At 61.0% G+C, this 20,559-nt stretch carries 21 protein-coding genes; 15 read left to right on the top strand and 6 right to left on the bottom strand.

Annotation, left to right across the window (positions count from 1 at the left end; genetic code table 11):
- Window positions 1-53 precede the first annotated feature (53 nt).
- The 6 genes from hemE (at window position 54) to CK910_RS01065 (ending at window position 7,326) form a co-directional block, all read left to right on the top strand.
- Complete coding sequence (gene hemE, locus CK910_RS01090; RefSeq protein WP_098980713.1) at window positions 54-1,121, top strand: uroporphyrinogen decarboxylase; 1,068 nt, start codon at window positions 54-56, stop codon at window positions 1,119-1,121.
- Window positions 1,122-1,325: 204 nt separating this feature from the next.
- Entirely contained in the window at window positions 1,326-2,255 is a 930-nt protein-coding gene (locus CK910_RS01085) for an ROK family protein (RefSeq protein WP_098980712.1), read from the top strand.
- 46 nt (window positions 2,256-2,301) lie between these two features.
- Window positions 2,302-3,312, top strand: a complete 1,011-nt coding sequence (gene epd / locus CK910_RS01080; RefSeq protein WP_043142216.1) for an erythrose-4-phosphate dehydrogenase — start codon at window positions 2,302-2,304, stop codon at window positions 3,310-3,312.
- Window positions 3,313-3,374: 62 nt separating this feature from the next.
- Window positions 3,375-4,538, top strand: coding sequence for a phosphoglycerate kinase (locus CK910_RS01075; RefSeq protein WP_005318809.1), 1,164 nt, complete (start codon window positions 3,375-3,377; stop codon window positions 4,536-4,538).
- A 116-nt stretch (window positions 4,539-4,654) separates the two neighbouring features.
- Window positions 4,655-5,734, top strand: coding sequence for a class II fructose-bisphosphate aldolase (fbaA, locus tag CK910_RS01070; RefSeq protein ID WP_042872748.1), 1,080 nt, complete (start codon window positions 4,655-4,657; stop codon window positions 5,732-5,734).
- 287 nt (window positions 5,735-6,021) lie between these two features.
- Entirely contained in the window at window positions 6,022-7,326 is a 1,305-nt protein-coding gene (locus CK910_RS01065; protein ID WP_098980711.1) for an NAD(P)/FAD-dependent oxidoreductase, read from the top strand.
- A 51-nt stretch (window positions 7,327-7,377) separates the two neighbouring features.
- Here the strand turns inward: CK910_RS01065 and CK910_RS01060 are convergent, their stop codons facing one another.
- The 3 genes from CK910_RS01060 to cutA all read right to left on the bottom strand — a co-directional run bounded on the left by CK910_RS01060 (window position 7,378) and on the right by cutA (window position 10,020).
- Window positions 7,378-7,791, bottom strand: coding sequence for a hypothetical protein (locus CK910_RS01060; RefSeq protein WP_043142210.1), 414 nt, complete (start codon window positions 7,789-7,791; stop codon window positions 7,378-7,380).
- A 121-nt stretch (window positions 7,792-7,912) separates the two neighbouring features.
- Window positions 7,913-9,706, bottom strand: coding sequence for a protein-disulfide reductase DsbD (locus CK910_RS01055; RefSeq protein WP_098980710.1), 1,794 nt, complete (start codon window positions 9,704-9,706; stop codon window positions 7,913-7,915).
- The gene (gene cutA, locus CK910_RS01050) at window positions 9,703-10,020 is read right to left on the bottom strand and encodes a divalent-cation tolerance protein CutA (RefSeq protein ID WP_146047143.1); all 318 of its coding nucleotides are present in this window, start codon (window positions 10,018-10,020) and stop codon (window positions 9,703-9,705) included. Before cutA ends, CK910_RS01055 begins: the two co-directional genes overlap by 4 nt.
- Window positions 10,021-10,213: 193 nt before the next feature.
- Between cutA and CK910_RS01045 the strand changes: the two genes are divergently transcribed.
- Entirely contained in the window at window positions 10,214-10,555 is a 342-nt protein-coding gene (locus CK910_RS01045; protein ID WP_042872738.1) for a hypothetical protein, read from the top strand.
- 95 nt (window positions 10,556-10,650) lie between these two features.
- On the opposite strand, the gene CK910_RS01040 is transcribed toward CK910_RS01045, so the two are convergent.
- On the bottom strand, window positions 10,651-11,088 hold the full coding sequence (locus CK910_RS01040; RefSeq protein ID WP_043142200.1) for a PACE efflux transporter: 438 nt from the start codon (window positions 11,086-11,088) through the stop codon (window positions 10,651-10,653).
- A gap of 138 nt (window positions 11,089-11,226) precedes the next feature.
- On the opposite strand from CK910_RS01040, the gene CK910_RS01035 reads away from it, so the two are divergent.
- Window positions 11,227-12,114 (top strand): LysR family transcriptional regulator, encoded by an 888-nt coding sequence (locus CK910_RS01035; RefSeq protein WP_098980707.1) that lies wholly within the window; start codon window positions 11,227-11,229, stop codon window positions 12,112-12,114.
- A gap of 21 nt (window positions 12,115-12,135) precedes the next feature.
- Here CK910_RS01035 and ygfZ read toward each other — a convergent pair whose 3' ends face one another.
- Window positions 12,136-13,047, bottom strand: coding sequence for a tRNA-modifying protein YgfZ (gene ygfZ, locus CK910_RS01030; RefSeq protein WP_172955195.1), 912 nt, complete (start codon window positions 13,045-13,047; stop codon window positions 12,136-12,138).
- 113 nt (window positions 13,048-13,160) lie between these two features.
- Between ygfZ and sdhE the strand changes: the two genes are divergently transcribed.
- Both sdhE and CK910_RS01020 read left to right on the top strand, forming a co-directional pair.
- Complete coding sequence (gene sdhE / locus CK910_RS01025; protein WP_042033786.1) at window positions 13,161-13,430, top strand: FAD assembly factor SdhE; 270 nt, start codon at window positions 13,161-13,163, stop codon at window positions 13,428-13,430.
- A gap of 18 nt (window positions 13,431-13,448) precedes the next feature.
- Entirely contained in the window at window positions 13,449-13,826 is a 378-nt protein-coding gene (locus tag CK910_RS01020) for a protein YgfX (RefSeq protein ID WP_172955194.1), read from the top strand.
- A gap of 274 nt (window positions 13,827-14,100) precedes the next feature.
- On the opposite strand, the gene nadB is transcribed toward CK910_RS01020, so the two are convergent.
- Window positions 14,101-15,708 carry an L-aspartate oxidase gene (nadB, locus tag CK910_RS01015; RefSeq protein WP_043142188.1) on the bottom strand — a complete coding sequence of 536 codons (1,608 nt, stop codon included), beginning with the start codon at window positions 15,706-15,708 and terminating at the stop codon, window positions 14,101-14,103.
- A gap of 182 nt (window positions 15,709-15,890) precedes the next feature.
- On the opposite strand from nadB, the gene rpoE reads away from it, so the two are divergent.
- The 5 genes from rpoE (at window position 15,891) to lepA (ending at window position 20,557) form a co-directional block, all read left to right on the top strand.
- Window positions 15,891-16,472, top strand: a complete 582-nt coding sequence (gene rpoE / locus CK910_RS01010; protein WP_042033782.1) for an RNA polymerase sigma factor RpoE — start codon at window positions 15,891-15,893, stop codon at window positions 16,470-16,472.
- Window positions 16,473-16,494: 22 nt separating this feature from the next.
- Window positions 16,495-17,088 carry an RseA family anti-sigma factor gene (locus CK910_RS01005; RefSeq protein WP_043142185.1) on the top strand — a complete coding sequence of 198 codons (594 nt, stop codon included), beginning with the start codon at window positions 16,495-16,497 and terminating at the stop codon, window positions 17,086-17,088.
- Between the two features lie 21 nt (window positions 17,089-17,109).
- A complete protein-coding gene (locus tag CK910_RS01000; RefSeq protein WP_098980705.1) occupies window positions 17,110-18,090 on the top strand; it encodes a MucB/RseB C-terminal domain-containing protein in 981 nt (326 codons plus the stop codon).
- 93 nt (window positions 18,091-18,183) lie between these two features.
- A complete protein-coding gene (locus CK910_RS00995) occupies window positions 18,184-18,645 on the top strand; it encodes a SoxR reducing system RseC family protein (RefSeq protein WP_098980704.1) in 462 nt (153 codons plus the stop codon).
- A 118-nt stretch (window positions 18,646-18,763) separates the two neighbouring features.
- A complete protein-coding gene (gene lepA / locus CK910_RS00990) occupies window positions 18,764-20,557 on the top strand; it encodes a translation elongation factor 4 (protein ID WP_043142180.1) in 1,794 nt (597 codons plus the stop codon).
- Window positions 20,558-20,559: the final 2 nt, after the last annotated feature.

The following is a 20,559-nucleotide window of genomic DNA, read 5'->3' as shown; positions in this document are numbered from 1 at the left end:
CAAAGTGGTATCATATCCGCCATTTTATGCTGGATATGAACTCAGGAACTGGGATGAAAGAGCTGAAGAACGATCGATACCTGCGTGCCCTGCTGCGCCAGGAAGTGGACATGACCCCGGTATGGATGATGCGCCAGGCTGGCCGCTACCTGCCGGAATACAAGGCGACCCGCGCCGTCGCGGGGGACTTCATGTCCCTGTGCCGCAACGCCGAGCTGGCCTGTGAAGTCACCCTGCAGCCGCTGCGCCGCTATCCCCTCGATGCCGCCATCCTCTTCTCCGACATCCTGACAGTGCCCGACGCCATGGGGCTGGGCCTCTACTTCGAACACGGCGAAGGCCCGCGCTTCGAGCGCCCCATCAAATCCATGGCCGACGTGCAGGCGCTGCCCATCCCGGATCCGGAAGACGAGCTGGGTTACGTGATGAACGCGGTGCGCACCATACGCCGCGAGCTCAAGGGCGAGGTGCCGCTGATCGGCTTCTCCGGCAGCCCCTGGACCCTGGCCACCTACATGGTGGAGGGGGGCAGCTCCAAGGCCTTCACCAAGATCAAGCAGATGATGTATGCAGAGCCCATGACACTGCACCTGCTGCTGGACAAGCTGGCGGACAGCGTGATCAGTTATCTGAATGCCCAGATCAAGGCCGGCGCCCAGTCTGTCATGGTGTTCGACACCTGGGGCGGCGTGCTGACCCCGCGGGATTACCGCGACTTCTCCCTGCAGTACATGCACAAGATCGTCGATGGTCTGATCCGTGAAAATGAGGGCCGCCGCGTGCCGGTCACCCTGTTCACCAAGAACGGCGGCCAGTGGCTTGAGCAGATCGCCGCCACAGGTTGCGATGCGCTGGGACTGGACTGGACCATAGACATAGCGGATGCCAAGCGCCGGGTCGGTGATCAGGTGGCACTGCAGGGCAACATGGATCCCTCCATGCTCTATGCCGCGCCAGCGCGCATTCGCGAAGAGGTCGCCACCATCTTGGCGGGCTTTGGCAGCGGCAATGGCCACGTCTTCAACCTGGGCCACGGCATCCATCAGGACGTGGATCCCGAGCACGCAGGCGTCTTCGTCAATGCGGTGCACGAGCTGTCAGCTCAGTACCACGGTCGCTGAGACCGGTGAAAAGCACAGTGAGAACGGGGCCTGCGGGCCCCGTTTTGTTATCCGGCCCGCCCTGGTTTGGGGCTGCATCCCGGCCCCGGCTCGGGTTACACTGCGCCACACTCGCGGATAAATGAAGAGCAAGATGGGCGGTCGCAGCTGAGGCGGAAACGTAGCGTCCTCGCGGCAGCATCCTTGGTCATGGCAGGAGGCAAGATGAGCAAGAAGTCACTGGATTGGGGCATAGATCTCGGTGGTACCAAGTGTGAATGCGTGGTGCTCGATGGCGACGAGGTGCTGCTGCGCCATCGCATCCCCACCGAGCGCCAGGGCGGCTATCAGCACATGATCGGCCAGATCGCCAAACTGGTGGACGAGTGCGCCGCCAGGCTGGGTCAGCGGCCGACCGTGCTGGGCATGGGCACGCCGGGGGCGCGGGATCCCCAGACCGGGCTGATGAAGAACTGCAACACCACAGAACTCAACGGCAAGCCGTTCAAGGAAGATCTGGAGCGCAAGCTGGGCGTGCCCGTGCTGATCGCCAACGACGCCAACTGCTTCGCCTTGGCGGAGACCCACCTGGGGGCTGTGCGCCAGCACCATCCCTCTGCACGCGTGGTGTTCGGCATCATAATGGGTACCGGGGTCGGTTCCGGCATCGTCATCAATGGCCAGATCCTCAACGGCCACCACGGCATCGCCGGGGAGTGGGGCCACAACGTGCTCTCCCCCGACGGGCCCGAGTGCTACTGCGGCAAGCGCGGCTGCGTCGAGACCTTCATCAGCGGCCCCGCGCTGGAAGCCTGGTATCAGGCCAAGGCCAAGCGGCACCTGTCGCTCGCCAAGATAGCGGCGGCCAGCGCCCACGACCATGTGGCCAAACTCACCATAGACAGACTGCACCTGCTGTTTGGCCAGGCCCTGGCCAACGTGGTCAACATTCTGGATCCGGATGTCATCGTCATCGGCGGCGGGGTCGGCAACGTACAGAGTCTCTACAGCGCCGGGCGGCAGACAATTTTGCCCTTCCTCTTTAATCCCCGCTTCGCGACCCCCATTATTGCTCCAGCCCTGGGGGACAGTGCCGGGGTGTTCGGGGCCGCCCTGCTGGCCCGTGGCGTATTCCAGGATGCCCTGTTGTCGTGAGCCATCCATCTGCCCTCTTTGCCGTCGCTAAGGACACACTTTTTCCATGATCAAGATTGCCATCAATGGTTACGGGCGGATCGGCCGCAACGTGTTGCGCGCCCTCTATGAAAGCGGGCGCGATCAGACCATCAAGATAGTTGCCATCAACGAACTGGCGGCGCCCGAAGCCATGGTGCACCTCACCCGTTTCGACACCAGCCACGGCCGCTTCCGGTATCCGGTGCAGCTGGCCGGCAGCAGCATGCTGGTGGGGGAGGATCTCATCTCCCTGTTCGCCGAGCGGGATCCTGCCAACCTGCCGTGGCGGGCGCTGGGGGTGGATGTGGTGCTGGACTGCACCGGGGTATTCGGCTCGCGGGCCGATGCCGAGCGTCACCTGGGGGCGGGGGCGGGCAAGGTCTTGTTCTCCCATCCGGCGGATGCGGACGTGGATGCGACCATAGTCTACGGGGTGAACCATCAGGTGCTGACGGGAAGGGAGCGGATCGTCTCCAACGCCTCCTGTACCACCAACTGCGTGGTGCCCGTCATAGAAACATTGCATCGAGAATTCGAGATAAATTGTGGTACTATTACGACAATTCATTCGGCCATGCATGATCAGCAAGTCATCGATGCCTACCACAGTGACTTGCGTCGAACCCGTGCTGCCAGCCAGTCCATCATCCCGGTGGATACCAAGCTGGCAAAGGGGTTGGAGCGAATCCTCCCCCACTTCGCCGGCAAGTTCGAGGCGATCGCGGTACGGGTGCCGACCATCAACGTAACCGCAATGGATCTCAGTATTACTGTTCGTAAAAAAGTGACGGTTACTGACGTAAATCAAGCCCTGCAACGGGCATCCAGAGGTACATTAAGCGGTATTCTGGATTACACGGAAGAGCCATTGGTCTCCGTAGACTTTAATCATGATGCACACTCCTGCATCATTGATGGTACCCAGACCCGGGTCAGCGATGCCAACCTCGTCAAGATGTTGATGTGGTGCGATAACGAATGGGGCTTCGCCAACCGTATGCTGGATACCACCCGGGCCATGATGGCCGCAGGCTGAAAGCCTGCACCGGGCGCAAGGTTACTGTTTTTAACATTACCTGAAAATATAGAGGACTGAATATGTCTGTTATCAAGATGACCGACCTGGATCTGGCGGGTAAACGCGTACTGATCCGTGCTGACCTGAACGTGCCGGTAAAAGACGGCAAGGTCACTTCCGACGCACGTATCGTGGCGACGCTGCCGACCATCAAGCTGGCTCTGGAAAAGGGCGCCAAGCTGATGATCACCTCCCACCTGGGTCGCCCGACCGAGGGTGAATACAACGAAGAGTTCTCCCTGGCTCCGGTTGTCAACTATCTGAAAGACGCTCTGTCCTGCCCGGTCCGCCTGGCCAAGGATTACCTGGATGGCGTAGATGTCGCCGCCGGTGAGCTGGTTGTGCTGGAAAACTGCCGTTTCAACAAAGGCGAGAAGAAAAACACCGAAGAGCTGGCCAAAAAATACGCCGCCCTGTGTGACGTCTTTGTAATGGATGCATTCGGTACTGCTCACCGCGCCGAAGGTTCTACCTACGGTGTGGCTCAATTTGCCCCGATCGCCTGTGCTGGCCCCCTGCTGGCCGGTGAACTGGAAGCCCTGGGCAAAGCCATGCTCAAGCCCGAGCGCCCCATGGTTGCCATCGTGGGCGGTTCCAAGGTCTCCACCAAGCTGACCGTACTGGAATCCCTCTCCAAGATCGCTGACCAGCTGGTGGTCGGTGGTGGCATCGCCAACACCTTCATCGCGGCTGCCGGTCACAACGTCGGCAAGTCCCTGTGTGAACACGACCTGCTCGACACCGCCAAGAAACTGGCCGCCGAGACCAACATTCCGGTCACCACTGACGTGGTCGTGGGTACCGAGTTCTCCGAGTCCACTCCGGCCACCATCAAGTCCGTCTCCGACGTGACCGACGGCGACATGATCTTCGACATCGGCCCTGATTCTGCCAAGGCCCTGGCCGACATCATCATGAACGCCAAGACCATTCTGTGGAACGGCCCGGTCGGCGTGTTCGAGTTCGACCAGTTCTCCGCAGGCACCAAGGTGATCGCCGAAGCCATCGCTGCTTCCCCGGCCTTCTCCATCGCTGGTGGTGGTGACACCCTGGCCGCCATCGACAAGTTCGGCATCGCCGACAAAGTCTCCTACATCTCCACCGGCGGCGGCGCCTTCCTGGAGTTCGTGGAAGGCAAGGTACTGCCGGCTGTTGCGATGCTGGAACAGCGCGCCAAAGCCTAATTGACCCGAGACGGGGGGCAAAAGCCTCCCGTTTCGTTTATCATGTGGCCGCTGTGCCGGTTCATGATGAACCCCCCATTTTTTATTAACGGCATACGAGAACAGGACGATTAAACATGTCTAAGAAAATTTTCGACTTCGTAAAACCCGGCGTGATCACTGGTGATGACGTTCAGAAAGTATTCGCCATCGCCAAAGAGAACGGCTTCGCTCTGCCGGCCGTCAACTGCGTTGGTACCGACTCCGTTAACGCCGTGCTGGAAGCTGCCGCCAAGGTCAAAGCGCCGGTTATCGTTCAGTTCTCCAACGGTGGTGCCGTATTCACCGCCGGCAAGGGTCTGAAGCTGGAAGGCCAGAAAGCCGCCATCCTGGGTGCCATCTCCGGCGCCAAGCACGTTCACGCCGTTGCCGAAGCCTATGGCATCCCGGTTATCCTGCACACCGACCACGCTGCCAAGAAGCTGCTGCCGTGGATCGACGGTCTGCTGGAAGCGGGCGAGAAGCACTTTGCCGAAACCGGCAAGCCGCTGTTCTCCTCCCACATGCTGGATCTGTCCGAAGAGTCTCTGGAAGAGAACATCGACATCTGCTGCGAGTACCTGACCCGCATGGCCAAGATGAACATGACTCTGGAGCTGGAACTGGGTTGCACCGGTGGCGAAGAAGACGGTGTGGACAACAGCCACATGGATCAATCCGCCCTGTACACCCAGCCGGAAGACGTGGCTTACGCCTACGAGCGTCTGTCCAAGATCAGCCCGCGTTTCACCATCGCTGCCTCCTTCGGCAACGTGCACGGTGTTTACAAGCCGGGTAACGTCAAGCTGACCCCGTCCATCCTGGACGCTTCCCAGAAGTTCGTTTCCGAGAAGTTCGGTCTGCCTGCCAAGTCCCTGGACTTCGTGTTCCACGGTGGTTCAGGTTCCACTCTGGAAGAGATCCGCGAGTCCATCTCCTACGGCGTCGTGAAGATGAACATCGACACCGACACCCAGTGGGCTACCTGGGAAGGTCTGTTGCACTTCTACAAGACCAACGAAGCTTACCTGCAAGGTCAGCTGGGCAACCCGGAAGGCGCTGACAAGCCGAACAAGAAGTTCTACGATCCGCGCGTATGGCTGCGTGCCGGTCAGACTTCCATGATCGCCCGTCTGGAGAAAGCCTTCTCCGACCTGAACGCCATCAACGTACTGTAATTCGTTACCGTATCTTGATTGCTGCAAAGGCGCCCCTCGGGGCGCCTTTCGTGTTGGTGGGGGCCAGCGCCAGACCCTGATCGCAGCAAAGACCTCCTGCTGTATCCGGGGAAATGGGTCTGTCGATGGCCAGCCTCAAGCCACAAAAACAGCAAAAGGTGTCCTTTGGGACGCCTTTTGCATTTCTGTGATCCACGGAGGCTGGATTGGTGGCGGGGGGCTGGGTATTATCGATGACAGGTTGTTTATTTTAGTAAACGCATGGCTACCAAGGCAGGACGCTGAGTATGCAGGCAGGAAAGCACAACGGACATCAGGAACACGTGGCCTCCTATTACGCGGCCACCCGCAATGACAATCAGCAGTGGCCCGAGCTCAGCGGTGAGCTCAATGCCGACGTCTGCATCATAGGTGGCGGCTTCACCGGCCTCAACACCGCCATCAACCTGGCACAGGCGGGCTACAAGGTGGCCCTGCTGGAGGCCAATCGCATCGGCTGGGGGGCGTCCGGCCGCAACGGCGGCCAGCTCATTCGCGGCATAGGCCACGACACCGGCCAGTTTGCCCGCTGGATCGGCGAGCAGGGGGTGCGCGAGCTGGATCTGATGGGGCTGGAGGCGGTACAGCTGGTGCGAGAGCGCATCGAGCACTTCAACATCGACTGCGACCTCACCTGGGGCTATTGCGATCTCGCGACCCGCCAGCGCCATCTGGCCGGGTTTGAAGAGGAGGCGGCGCATCTGGCCAGCCTGGGCTATCAGCACGAGATCAAGCTGGTGCCACGGGAAGAGATCCACTCTGTGGTGGGGTCTGATCGCTATATCGGTGGCATGATCGACATGGGGTCGGGCCACCTGCATCCCCTCAACCTGGCCCTCGGCGAGGCGCGTGCCGCCGCCAGCCTGGGGGTCGCCCTGTTCGAACAGTCCAGGGTGGCGCATATCGATTATGGCGATCGGGTGCAGATCACCACGGCCCACGGTCGGGTCTGCAGCGATTATCTGGTGATCGGCTGCAACGCCTATCTCAACGATCTCAATCCCGAACTGGGGGGGCGGGTGCTGCCGGCCGGCTCCTATATTCTCGCCACCGAAGTGCTGGAGAAGCGGCTGCGCCAGCGGCTACTGCCGCAAAACATGGCGGTGTGCGATCAGAACGTGGCGCTCGACTACTACCGCCTCTCCGCCGACGGACGCCTGCTGTTTGGCGGCGCCTGCAACTATTCAGGAAGAGATCCGAGGGATATCAAGGCCTTTATGCAGCCCAAGCTGCAGCGGGTGTTTCCCGAGCTGGCGGACGTGGCCATCGAGTTCCAGTGGGGCGGCATGATAGGGATAGGGGCCAACCGCCTGCCACAGATTGGCCGCTTGCAGGATCATCCCAACGTCTTCTATGCCCAGGCCTATTCCGGTCACGGCCTCAACGCCACGCACATGGCGGCCAAGCTGGTGGCAGAGGCGATCAAGGGGGAGAGCCGGGGTTTCGATCTGTTCAGCAGCGTGCCCCACATGACCTTCCCCGGTGGCCCGGCGCTGCGCTCGCCCCTGCTGGCGCTCGGCATGCTGTGGCACCGGATGAAGGATCTGATGTAAGGGGCGAGAAAAACAGCCGAAGGGGTGCGGCTTTGGCCGGCGGGGAGGCGTTTACTGAGGGGGCTCGGCCAGGCGCCAGCCTTGCTCGGTTTTCATCATCCAGACGTCGGCCTGTTGCGGCAGCACCTGGCCCGCCTCGAACTCGCCGTATTTGCGCTCCAGCTCCATCAGTCCCATCTCCTGCTGGAAGGGGCCGACCCTGTCATAGACCAGGTCCTCGTCGTGCTGCACCCGCAACTGATCCAGCCCCTGCTTGAAATGGAGTTGGTAGCTCACCTTGATCAGATAGACCCCCTCCATCCGTTCCTCCTTGTCGATAAGGGTGAAGTCGCTGATCTCGAACAGATGGGTATCTGTCTCTGCCTGCAGCTTGGCGGTTACCTGGGTCTGGATCGCCTCTTCACCGGGACCTGCGTAACAGCCATATAGCCAGAGGGCCAGCAGGGGGATGAACCACTTTTTCATCAAAACTCCGGACGAACGAGACGGGAAAGGGCAAATTTTGCCACGGTGCCTGTCATATACAAGGGATTGCCAGAAAAATCAGCGGTTAACGGGCCCAGACGTCAGACCGGGCCTGCTGCCTTCAACGCAACTTGTCGAGCTGACCCAAAAACTCGGCGGGGCCCATGAAGCCGGTCACCCGCTGGCCGCTCACCTCGTTGCCGGTGCGGTCGAAAAAGATCAGGGTCGGCAGCCCCAGCACGTTGAGGCCGTTGAGCAGCTCCACATCGGCATCGTCGTTGGCGGTGACGTCAGCCTGCAGCAATACCATCTGGCCGAAGCGCTCGCGCACGGCGGGATCGCTGAAGGTCTTGTGCTCGAACTCCTTGCAGGCCACGCACCAGTCGGCATAGAGATCCAGCAGCACCGGCTTGCCGCGGGCTGCGGCCAGCTGCATCTTGAGATCATCCAGCGTCTTGATGCGGATAAACTGCGGCGACTCGCGCTGAGTGCTCGCGCTGGCATCCTGGCTTGGCAGCAGCAGATCCTTGCCCACCACAACTGCGCTGATCATCGCCAGCAGCAGCACGAAGCCGCGCAGGCTGCGAGCCACCGAGTGGCTCTGATGCTGGTTGTGATGGTAGAGGTAGCCGCACAGCACCAATCCCCAACCCAGCCAGGCCAGGGTGGCCATCTGATCGCTCCACAGCCGTGACAGCAGCAGTATGGGCACCGCCAGCAGCGCAAAACCAAAGAGTTGCTTGATCACATCCATCCAGGCGCCGGCCCTGGGCAGCAGCTTGCCGCCCGAGGTGCCAAGCAGCAGCAGCGGCAGCCCCATCCCCAAGGAGAGGGCATAGAGGGCCGCGCCGCCGAGCCAGAGGTCGCCGCTCTGGGCCACGTAGATCAGCGCGCCGGAGAGCGGAGCCGTGGTGCAGGGGGAGCAGACCAGGCCGGAGATCATCCCCATGATGCCGACTCCGAGCACAGAGCCGCCCTGCTGGCGGTTGGAGAGGCCGGACAGCCGGGTCTGCAGGCTGCTCGGCAGCTGCAGGGTGTAGAGCCCGAACATGGAGAGCGCCAGCAGCACGAACATGACGGAGAGCCCGATCAGCACATAGGGGTGCTGCAACGCCGCCTGGAATTTCAGGCCCGCCGACGCCACCACCAGCCCGAGCAGGGTATAGGTCACTGCCATCCCCTGCACGTAGACGAAGGAGAGCAGGAAGGCGCGGCGGGTGGAGAGGCTATGACCCGCCCCGGCTATGATGCCGGTCAGTATGGGGTACATGGGGAAGACGCAGGGGGTGAAGGCAAGCCCCAGCCCCAGCGCGAAGAAGGCGGCTATGCTGAGCCAGAATCCCTGGCTGCCGAGGGCGGCGGCCAGCTGATCCTGCTGGCTACTGGCCGGGGCACCGGCGGCTTCATCCATGCTGGCCTGCACGACATCGCTGGTGCTGGTCACCATGGGCTGCACCGCAATCTGTTTGTCGGTGGGCGGGTAGCAGAGGCCGTCGGTACAGCCCTGATAGCTGACGGTGAGGCTGGCCTGCTGGCCCGCCTCGGTCAGGGTGACGGGGATCTGCACCTCCCGGTAGTAGACCCGGGTCTTGCCGAAGAAGTCATCCTGATGCTCGTCACCTGCGGGCAAGACGGGTTCGCTGAAGGCGAGGTTCTCGCCCTTGAAACGGAAGCTGTGGCGGTAGAGGTAGTAGTCATCGGCGATGCGCAGGGTCAGCAGCAACTGCTTGCCCTGCTGTTCACTCTCGAGCACGAAGGCGTCGTCGACTTTCAGAAACTTGGGCTGGGCGTTGGCCTCGATGCCGAGAGCGCTCAGCAGACTGTCACTGCCGGCCTGAACCGGCGTCGCACTCAGGGTGGACAGCAGCAGAGCGGAGAGCACAAGCAGGGGGGAGAGCAGGCGAGACAGCGTCATGAGGTTTCCTGTGTTAACCAGTCGAGATAGGGCTGATGGCCCTGGCTTGTCGGGAGTGCCAGGATCTCCGGCACCTCATAGGGGTGATGGCTGAGGATGCATTGGCGCAAGAGTTCGAACAGGGAGGCCCGCGACTTGATGATGAGCTGGATCTCCCGCGCCCGCTCGATCTTCCCCTGCCAGCGATAGACGGAGGTGAGACCGGGCACTTGATTGATGCAGGCCGCCAGCCGCTGGTTCAGCAGTTGTTCGCTGATGAGGTCGGCACTGGCCTCATCCGGGCAGGTGCAGAGCACCAGAATGGCATCTGTCATGGTGAAATTTCTCGTCCGTGCGGGGCGGCCAGGCGCCCGTAAACCAGTGGCTACTATACCTAGCGACGGGGCAAATAGCATCTGGCGGCCTTTATCGGCTCGACATGAAAATAAGTGGGGGGCATGAGATAGACGCTGTCAAAGGGACAGGGCAGAATGAGCGGGCTTGTTCCCATTCGACGTAAGGAAATGTATGACCCAACAGAATGAGCAGCAGAGAAACCGCATGTTGAGCCTGTTGCGCGAAGGTGAGCGCCGTATGTTGGTACAACTGGCCGGTCTGCTGCGTACCAGTGCCGATGAAATCAATGCCGAACTGGAAAAAGAGGAGCTGCTGGCTGCCCTGGAGCAACCCGTCACGGTGGAGTATCTCAACGGCGTGGTGCAACACCATCTGTTCGAGCGTCTGCACAAGGGTGACATGGTGGCGGCCCAGCGTCTGCTGAACCAGTACCAGAGCGACCTTGAGGCCATGCTGACCCAGGAGTCGGCCGAGGCGGATGCCCCGACCGAAGAGCTGAAGGCGCAAGCCTGAAGGCTGCGGCAGGCCCGACTGGCTTGCCCTCCTCCAGCACCATCATGCCAGTCGCATGATGGTGCCTCCTTGTTCCTGCCCTGTTTTCCTGTCGTTTAACCCAGAGCGTTCTGCTGCACCTGACCCGGTATCGGGAACACCTTGTCATAGCTCCAGTTGTAGATGAAGGCGTAGACCAGGTAGAACAGCACGAAGCCGAGATCCAGCACCAGTGCCTCCAGCATGCTGATCTCGAGCCACCAGGCCATCACCGGCAGGGCGACAAACAGCAGGCCCCCTTCAAAGCCCATGGCATGCCATACCCGCTGCCACATCGTCTTGTGGGTGTGGCCCTGATACTTGAGCAGCAGTTTGTCCACGCCGATGTTGTAGACGTAGTTCCAGACGGTGGCGAGCACCGAGAAGAACAACGCCAGCGGCCCCATATGGTTGAGTCCTACGCCAGTGATCCAGCTTGCCAGGGGGGCGGCGATCAGCAGGCCAATCAGTTCGAAGCCAATGGCGTGGCGCAGGCGGTCACGGGTATTACGCATGGTCTGTCTCTCTCTATCTATCTGTGTCTGAGTGTTTATGGCGGCTAATTTACCGCGAATCTCTGATAGGTTCACGTTGGTATCTATCGCTAAAATAGATAGATTGGCGTGCTGCCAGGTCATGACAGGAGCAATCGAATGAACCCTTCACTGGAACAACTCAAGGCGCTGCTGGCGGCGGCAGAGACCGGCTCCTTCTCGGCGGCGGCCCGCAAGCTGGGCAAGGCGCAGTCGGTGGTCAGCACCGCCATCGCCAACCTGGAGATAGATCTCGGGCTGGAGCTGTTTGATCGCTCGGCCCGCTATCCCGTGCTGACGGAGGCGGGCACCCGCATCCACCAGGAAGCCTGCATCTTGCTGGCCCAAAGCGAGCGATTGCAGGCGATCGCCGGGGAGCTGGCCGCAGGCATAGAGTCGCGGCTCACCCTGGCCATCGACGACGACTCCCACCTGCCCTGGCTCGGCTCTTTGCTGGAGGAGTTTGCCACTCGTTACCCGGGGGTCGAACTGGAGCTGCTGTTTCCCCTGATGGAGGATGTGACCGAACTGCTCAAGAGCGGTCGGGCCCAGCTTGGCATCAGCTACCAGAAGGAGCTGCCGGAGCGGGAGATAGCCTCTCGTTCGCTGGGCTCCGTCGGCATGCCGCTGGTAGTCTCCCCCGATCATCCGCTGGCCCACAGGACGCCGCTGCGAGAGAGCGATCTGCAAGGGGCCCGCCAGCTGATGGTGACGGGGCGGCGGGAGGGCACGGAGCGCCACCGCTTCCGCCTCTCGCCCCAGGTGTGGTGGATCGAGGGGGATCTCGGCATTCTGGAGCTGGTCAAATTGGGACTGGGGTGGGCGGCGATCCCCGATTTTCTGCTGCATCGGCCGCTGGCGCGGGGGGAGGTGGTGGTGCTCAAGCCGGATTTCATCGCCAAGGCCGCGCTGGAGCTGGAGCTGGAATTGCAGTGGCATCGCGCCCGCCCGCTCGGGCAGGCGGGGCGCTGGCTCAAGGAGGCACTGCTGGCGCGGGTGCCTCGCTAGTGCCTCTTGTTGCCGTTCGGGTCAGTCGTTCAGAGGGTAGGGCAGGGCTTGCAGAGCGAGGCTGGAGGCCTCCTCCTGCTTGAAACGAAAACGGGCATCGGCCTCTGTATCCTTGGGCAGCACGGCCGTGATCCACACCTGACCAGCCTGTTGCCAGGCGTTGAGCACCATGCCGCTGCGCCGCCAGTTGTCACCGAGCTGGATCTCCAGGGCATCGCCACAGGCGACGGGCTCGCTGGCGGTGCCGGCCAGCACGAACAGGGCGCGATTGTTGGCACCGCGATACTTGGCGCGGGCGACTGTCTCCTGCCCCATGTAGCAGCCCTTGGTGAAGCTGATGCCATCCAGTGCCTGCAGGTTCAACATCTGGGGTATGTACTCCCCCTGATGCACGGCTTCCAGATGAGGGATGCCGGCCTTGATATCCAGCCCCCACCAGAGTGATTCGCTGCCGGCAGGCAGGTCCAGCTCCAGCGGTTGCTCGCTCACCAGCAGCCAGCGATCCGCTTCGACCCGTACCGCCATGCCCCCCTCGATGAGCCCGCTCTCGGTCAGGCCGAAGCGGGTGGCGATCCAGCCATCCGACCCCTGACCGGCCACGCCGACTGCCTGACCATGGTTCTCGCCTATCTCGACCTTGGCAAATACCGCAAACTTCTTGAGCTCGGGCAACTGACGCGTCAGCACTGAGGGCTTGGTCAGCAACAGCAGGCGATCGTTCAGGCAGAGCAGACGGAAGTCGCTCCACAGCTTGCCCTTGGCATCGCAGTGGCCGCCCAGCGTGCTTTGACCCGGCTGCAGGGCAGTGACGTCACAGGTGACCTGGCCTTGCAGATACTTGACGCGATCCGCACCGGTCAGGCTGGTGATGGCCAGGTCGGTCAGGGAGAAAAGGGTTGGCTCGGCAGGAAAAACAGGCGTTTGCAGGCTCACGATGGTATTCCAGAGACAGAAAGTATGTGACCTGCATGGTAAAGACGTAAGGAATGTTTGTCAGCCGGAAAATCCAGCTGTTACCATCCCCGGGTCTTTGTAAGGAGAGTTCCATGTTGAGCCCAATTGAAAAATCCCGCCTGAAGTGGGCCTGCCGTCGTGGCATGCTCGAGCTGGATGTGATCTTTATGCCGTTCTTTGAACACGAGTTCGACAGCCTGAGCGATGAGCAGCAGCAGACCTTCATCCGTTTGCTGGAGAGCGATGACCCTGACCTGTTCAAGTGGTGCATGGGCCACGGCGTTCCGGCTGACCCCGCTTTTGCCGCCATGATCCCGCTGATCCTGGAGCGCAATCAGGCGCGCCACGACAGCCTGAGCTGATCCCGGATGCGGGTGGTTATGCCCGTCATTCCCTCCCGGCAGCAGCGCGTCCTGCTGCTGATCCTGTTTCTGCTGTTGTGGTGGCCGGTTGCCAGTCTGATCCATGGCTGGCAGTGGGCTCTGTGGTTGCCCTGCTGGCTGATAGGGGGCTGGCTGGCCTGGCGCAGCACCCGTCACAGTGCCGGTTCGCTGGCGTGGGATGGGCAATGGCTGGAATGGCAGGGCCATCGCTACCAGCTAGGCGCGCGCAGCCGCATCCTGCCAGGGGCACTCTGGTTGCAACTGGTGACAGGGGATGGGCTCTATGCTCGTCTCTGGCTCTTCTCCGATGCGCTCGCGCCGGAACACTACAGGGCACTGGCCCGTGCCATCCGGCTCGCTCCGCCCGCCCGTTAATCGTGTCGCCTGTTTCTCCCCTTCTCCCTCATAACAAATGACCCCGCCGGTGCGAGGTCATCTGGGTGACGGCTAGCGGGCCATTACTCCCGCTCCGGGGTCAGCACCGTCGGCTTGGAGTCCGGCTGCATGTCCGGGTAGTCCGGGATATGGGGTGCAGGATCACTCCCGCTCCGGGGTCAGTACCGTCGGCTTGGAGTCCGGCTGCATGTCCGAGTAGTCCGGGATATGGGGTGCAGGTTGCGAATCTCCCTTGGCTCATCACTGGTGCAGATCACTCCCGCTCCGGGGTCAGCACCGTCGGCTTGGAGTCCGGCTGCATGTCCGGATAATCCAGGTTGTAGTGCAGACCGCGGGACTCCTTGCGCTGCAGTGCGCAGTTGACGATGAGCTCGGCCACCTGCAGCAGGTTGCGCAGCTCCAGCAGGTTGTTGGAGACGCGGAAGTGGGCGTAGTACTCCTGCACCTCCTGCTTGAGCAGATCGATGCGGCGCTTGGCGCGGGCCAGGCGTTTGTTGGTACGCACTATCCCCACATAGTCCCACATCATCAGCCGCAGCTCGTGCCAGTTGTGCTGGATCACGACCTGTTCGTCCGAGTCGTCCACCTTGCTCTCATCCCAGGCGGGCAGATGGGGCGGCTCCACGCTCATGGGCAGCTTGGCCATGATGTCGGCTCCCGCCTGATGGGCATAGACCACGCACTCGAGCAGGGAGTTGGAGGCCATGCGGTTGGCGCCGTGCAGCCCCGTATAGGTCACTTCACCTATGGCGTAGAGACCGGGTATGTCGGTCTGGCCGTTGTTGTCGATCATCACGCCGCCACAGGTGTAGTGGGCCGCCGGGACTATGGGCATCGGCTCCTTGGTGATGTCGATGCCGACCGCGAGGCAGCGCTCGTGGATGGTCGGGAAGTGCTTGATGATGAAGTCGGCCGGTTTGTGGCTGATGTCCAGATACATGCAGTCGGCACCGAGGCGTTTCATCTCGTGGTCGATGGCGCGGGCGACTATGTCCCGCGGGGCCAGCTCGGCCCGCTCGTCGAACTCCAGCATGAAGCGGCTGCCGTCGGGACGGCGCAGATAGGCCCCTTCCCCGCGCAGGGCTTCGGTCAGCAGGAAGTTGGGGTCATCGGGGTGGAACAGGCTGGTGGGGTGGAACTGGTTGAACTCCAGGTTCGCCACCCGGCAGCCGGCGCGCCATGCCATGGCGATGCCGTCGCCCGAACTCACGTCCGGGTTGGAGGTGTATTGATACACCTTGGAGGCGCCGCCGGTGGCCAGCGCCACGAAGCGGGCGCGGATCACCTCGACCTGCTCGGCGTTGCGGTTCCAGACGTAGGCGCCCAGCACCTTGTTGCCCGGCAGATTCAGCTTGCGGGTGGTGATGAGGTCGACTGCGTTGAAGCGCTCCATCAGCTGGATATTGGGGTGGGAGCGCACCTGATCGATCAGGGTGAGCTGCACCGCCTTGCCGGTGGCATCGGCCGCGTGGAAGATGCGGCGATGGCTGTGGCCCCCTTCGCGGGTCAGGTGATAGTGGGATTCGCCCTCGGCGTCCTCCTCCTGATCGAAGGGAACCCCCTGCTGGATCAGCCACTGGATGGATTCGCGGGCGTTGCGGGCGGTGAACTCTACCACGGCCGGGTCACACAACCCGGCCCCGGCGTTGAGCGTGTCGCTCACGTGGGATTCGATGCTGTCGGTTTCGTCGAAAACGGCAGCGATGCCTCCTTGCGCATAGAGAGTGGCCCCCTCACTGATGGGCCCCTTGCTCAGAACCAGGACTTTGGCCTGGTCTGCCAACCGCAACGCGAGGGACAGACCAGCGGCACCGCTGCCAATGATCAGTACATCGCAAAGGTATTCAACACTTGCTTTCATAAGTATCATTGGCCTGGATTAAGAACTGGCACCATGGTAGCCCAAGCGAGGGCGGTGATGCAGCCTGCGTCACATTTTTTTCAATGCAACCGAACTTTCCCTGATTCCTCCTGTCTGAACTTGTGCGCTTAGGAAGGGCCGGAAAAGAAAAACGATAACCTGATGGGGGTTTTACGGCTCTGATGAGCGACCAGAATCTACTGGACGAACAGCTGGTTGAACGGGTCCAGCGTGGCGATAAAAATGCATTCAACCTGTTGGTAAAAAAATACCAGCATAAAGTGGTCAACCTGGTTGCCAGGTATGTCAACAATCCGGGCGATGTGCCGGATGTGGCGCAGGAGGCATTTATCAAAGCCTACCGGGCGTTGCCGACATTCCGTGGCGAGAGCGCGTTTTACACCTGGTTGTACCGAATCGCCGTGAATACGGCCAAAAATTATCTGACCTCTCAGGGGCGCAGGCCGCCCAGCAGTGATGTAGAGGCGGACGAGGCAGAATACTATGGTGGTGGCGAAGCCTTGCAAGAGGTCGCAACACCGGAAAACCTGGCGCTGACCGACGAGATCAAGCGCACCGTGTTTTCCGCCATAGAAGCTTTGCCTGAAGACTTGAGGACAGCCATCACCCTTCGTGAACTGGAAGGGCTGAGCTATGAAGAGATTGCCGAAATCATGGATTGCCCTGTGGGTACGGTGAGATCCCGTATTTTCCGGGCGAGGGAAGCAATCGATAAAAAGCTGAAACCTCTGATCGAGAATTAACTGGGGAAAGACAGGTTAACTTATGGCAACTAAAGAGCAACTCTCGGCCCTGATGGATGGTGACTTGAGCGATGTTGAGGTTCTGAGCGAGCTGGGAATGGATCCGGCGCTGCAAGATACCTGGTCTCGTTACCACCTGATCGGTGATGCCATGCGGGGGGACCTGCCGGTCAATCTGCAGCTGGATCTCAGTGACAGCATAATGGCTGCGCTGGAAGATGAGCCCACCATACTGGCGCCCAAGCCGGTGGAGAGCAAGCCAGCTGCACCGCAGGTTCATACTGGCGCCAAGGTGGTTCCGCTGTTTCGTCGGGTCGGTCAACAGGTGGGGCAATACGCCATCGCCGCGTCGGTCGCCGCCGCCGTCATCTTCGGGGTGCAGCAGTATCAGGGCCATGACGGCATACCGACCAACCCTGTGCTCAACACCATTCCTGTCGGTGGCAGTGCCTCGCCGGTGAGCGTGCACTACCCGCAGGATGGCAACCGGGCGACCGCCCGCCAGCAAGGGTTGAGTGAGCAACAGATGCAGGAGCAGCGTGAGCGCATCAATGCCTTCCTGCGTGACCATCAGTTGCAACAGCGTCTGCTGCAAGACAAGCAGATTCAGGAATAACGCATTTTTAGGGATCAGATCGTGCGCCAGTCCAGCCGTATTTTGCTGGCCTCTCTCCTGCTGATTTGTGCCAAGGCCTCGGCCGACGATAAGTCGGCCGAGGCCTTGTTGCAGCAGATGCAGAGTGCCGTATCACAACAGAATTTCGAATTATCCATGGTCAAGGCCCGTCAGGGGCGCCTCGAACCCATGCGTTTCAGTCATGGGGTGATCGATGGCAAGGAGGTGGCCCACCTGAGTTACCTGGACGGCAAGACCATAGAGTACCTGCAGCGTCAGGACGAGTTCACCTTCTTCGAAAATACCCACGAACCCTACACCCTCAAGGGCGCCCGTTTCCCCGGTGTCTGGGCCACTCTGGTGAAGATGCCGCTGCCTCGTGTGCTGGAAAGCTATGACCCCGTGCTGGCCGGTCGCAGCCGGGTAGCCGGTCTGGTGGCGCAGGTGGTCAGGCTGGTGCCCAAAGAGGCGGACAAGTATGGCTTCGTGCTCTGGGTCGATGAGCAGAGCCAGCTGTTGCTGCGGGTGGACATGGTGGATCGGGAAGGCAACCTGGTCGAGCAGGTGCTGGGCGTGGATCTGGACAGGCAGAATGCCCCCGCGCCCTGGCTGGTGAAATTGGCCGGCAGCAAGCTGCCCCAGGCACTGGCGCTGGAGGATGCCTACCCGGCGCCGCAGCAGACGCTGAACTGGCATCTCACCTGGTTGCCGGATGGTTTCAAGGTATTGTCTCAGGACAGGCACCAGCTGGTGACCACCAGCCTGCCGGTGGATTACATGATGCTCTCCGATGGTCTGGTGGATCTCTCCGTCTATGTGGCCAGGGTCGATCCCAAGCAGGCGGTGCGCCAGCAGTTGATCCGCCAGGGGGCGACCTCGCTGGTGAGCTACGTCAACGACGTGGGGGTCGAGATTACCGTGGTGGGCGAAGTGCCGGCCGAAACGGCAAAACGCATCGCCGAGTCGGTGCAGCCTCTGGCCCGCAATGAGACTGTACAGTAGTCGTATTTGCACTCCCGCTTGCTCAAGCGGGGCAGTCATGTTCAGATTGGGTCAATCTGTCCCTCGTTATTGTGGAAACGTCTTGTGAGTGAAATGAGCGAAGAGCTGGCGACCGTGGTGGCCATTGATGGACAACATGCCTGGGTGGAGTGCGAACGGCGCTCCGCCTGCAGCGGTTGTCATCAACAGTCCAACTGCGGTACCGGCACGGTTGCCAAGGCGTTTCCGATGAAGCAGCAACGGCTGCGGGTTGCCCTTACCGCCGAGGTGAGCGTCGGTCAGCAGATCCGGCTCGGCATTCCCCAGGCGAGCATACTGCGGGGCGCCGCCCTGGTTTATGTGTTGCCACTGTTCTGTCTGCTGGCGGGCGCCCTGCTTGGTCAGCTCTGGTTGGCACCCTTGTTGGCGGGCGGGGAGGGGATCACCATCCTCAGCTGCCTGCTGGGTGGCCTAGTCGGATTTTCACTGGTTCGTTACTTTTCCACTCGACTCGATCAGGGGGCATATGGCCCTCGCATGCTGGGTGTGGTACTCCATACCCGCAACCTCTCCTGACCGTGCAGGCCTGTATTTCTGGTGCTCCGTCGACTAAAGATTGGCCGTCGACCGGGTTATCCAGTAAAATCCTGCCTCCATATCCGGCCCTAACCTAATTTTGAGTGATTCTTGCTCGATGAAACACATTCGTAACTTTTCGATTATTGCGCACATCGACCACGGTAAATCGACCCTGTCGGACCGTCTGATCCAGACTTGCGGCGGCCTGTCCTCCCGCGAGATGCAGGCTCAGGTGCTTGACTCCATGGACCTGGAGCGCGAGCGCGGCATTACCATCAAAGCACAGAGTGTGACCCTGAACTACCAGGCACAAGACGGTAACACCTACCAGCTGAACTTTATCGACACCCCGGGCCACGTAGATTTCTCCTACGAAGTCTCCCGCTCATTGGCGGCCTGTGAAGGGGCGCTGCTGGTGGTAGATGCCGGCCAGGGGGTTGAGGCACAGACTCTGGCCAACTGCTACACCGCCATGGAAATGGAGCTGGAAGTGGTGCCGGTGCTGAACAAGATTGACCTGCCGGCCGCAGAACCCGAGCGGGTTGCCGAGGAGATCGAAGACATAGTCGGCATCGACGCCATCGATGCGGTGCGCTGCTCCGCCAAGACTGGCCTGGGTGTCGATCTCGTGCTGGAAGAGATAGTGGCTCGCATCCCGGCGCCGGTCGGTGATCCCGATGCACCGCTGCAGGCGCTGATCATCGACTCCTGGTTCGACTCCTATCTGGGCGTCGTCTCTCTGGTGCGGATCAAAAACGGTTCGCTCAAGAAGAACGACAAGATCAAGGTAATGAGCACCGGTCAGGTGTGGGGTGTCGATCGTATCGGTATCTTCACGCCCAAGCAGGTGGATACTCAGGGCCTGGGTTGTGGCGAGGTAGGTTGGGTCGTCTGCGGCATCAAGGACATCCACGGCGCCCCTGTGGGCGATACCCTGACGCAAGCCAAGAACGGCGCCGAAAAAGCGCTGGCGGGTTTCAAGAAGGTGAAGCCGCAGGTGTATGCGGGTCTGTTCCCCATCTCCAGCGATGACTACGAGTCGTTCCGTGATGCCCTCGACAAACTGTCCCTGAACGATGCTTCCCTGTTCTTCGAACCTGAGAGTTCCACCGCGCTGGGCTTCGGCTTCCGTTGTGGCTTCCTTGGCATGCTGCACATGGAGATCATCCAGGAGCGTCTGGAGCGGGAATACGATCTGGATCTCATCACCACGGCGCCGACCGTGGTCTATGAAATCGAGCTGAACAATGGCGACACCATCCACATCGACAGCCCGTCCGCCATGCCTCCGGTGAACAACATCAAGGAGATGCGTGAGCCCATCGCCGAGTGCAACATTCTGTTGCCGCAGGAGTACATGGGCAACGTCATCACCCTCTGCATCGAGAAGCGTGGCGTGCAGACCAACATGGTCTATCACGGCAACCAGGTCGCACTGACCTATGAAATCCCGATGGCGGAAGTGGTGCTCGACTTCTTCGATCGCCTCAAATCCACCAGCCGTGGTTACGCCTCGCTGGATTATGGTTTCAAGCGCTTTGAAACCTCCGAAATGGTGCGTCTGGACATCATGATCAACGGTGAGCGCGTCGATGCGCTGGCCATCATCACCCACAAGGAGAACGCCCAGTATCGCGGTCGCCAGGTGGTGGAGAAGATGCGTGAGCTGATCCCGCGCCAGATGTTTGATATCGCCATTCAGGCTTCTATCGGCAACCAGATTATCGCCCGCAGCACCGTCAAGGCGCTGCGCAAGGACGTGACCGCCAAGTGCTACGGTGGTGACGTGAGCCGGAAGAAGAAGCTGCTGAACAAGCAGAAAGAAGGCAAGAAGCGGATGAAGTCCCTGGGCCGTGTCGACGTGCCGCAGGAGGCGTTCCTCGCAATTCTCCATGTAGGAAAGGATTAATC

The sequence above is a fragment of the Aeromonas sp. CA23 genome, from assembly GCF_002587065.1.
Taxonomy (GTDB): Bacteria; Pseudomonadota; Gammaproteobacteria; order Enterobacterales; family Aeromonadaceae; genus Aeromonas; species Aeromonas bestiarum.
This window is presented reverse-complemented; position numbering and strand designations above follow the sequence as displayed.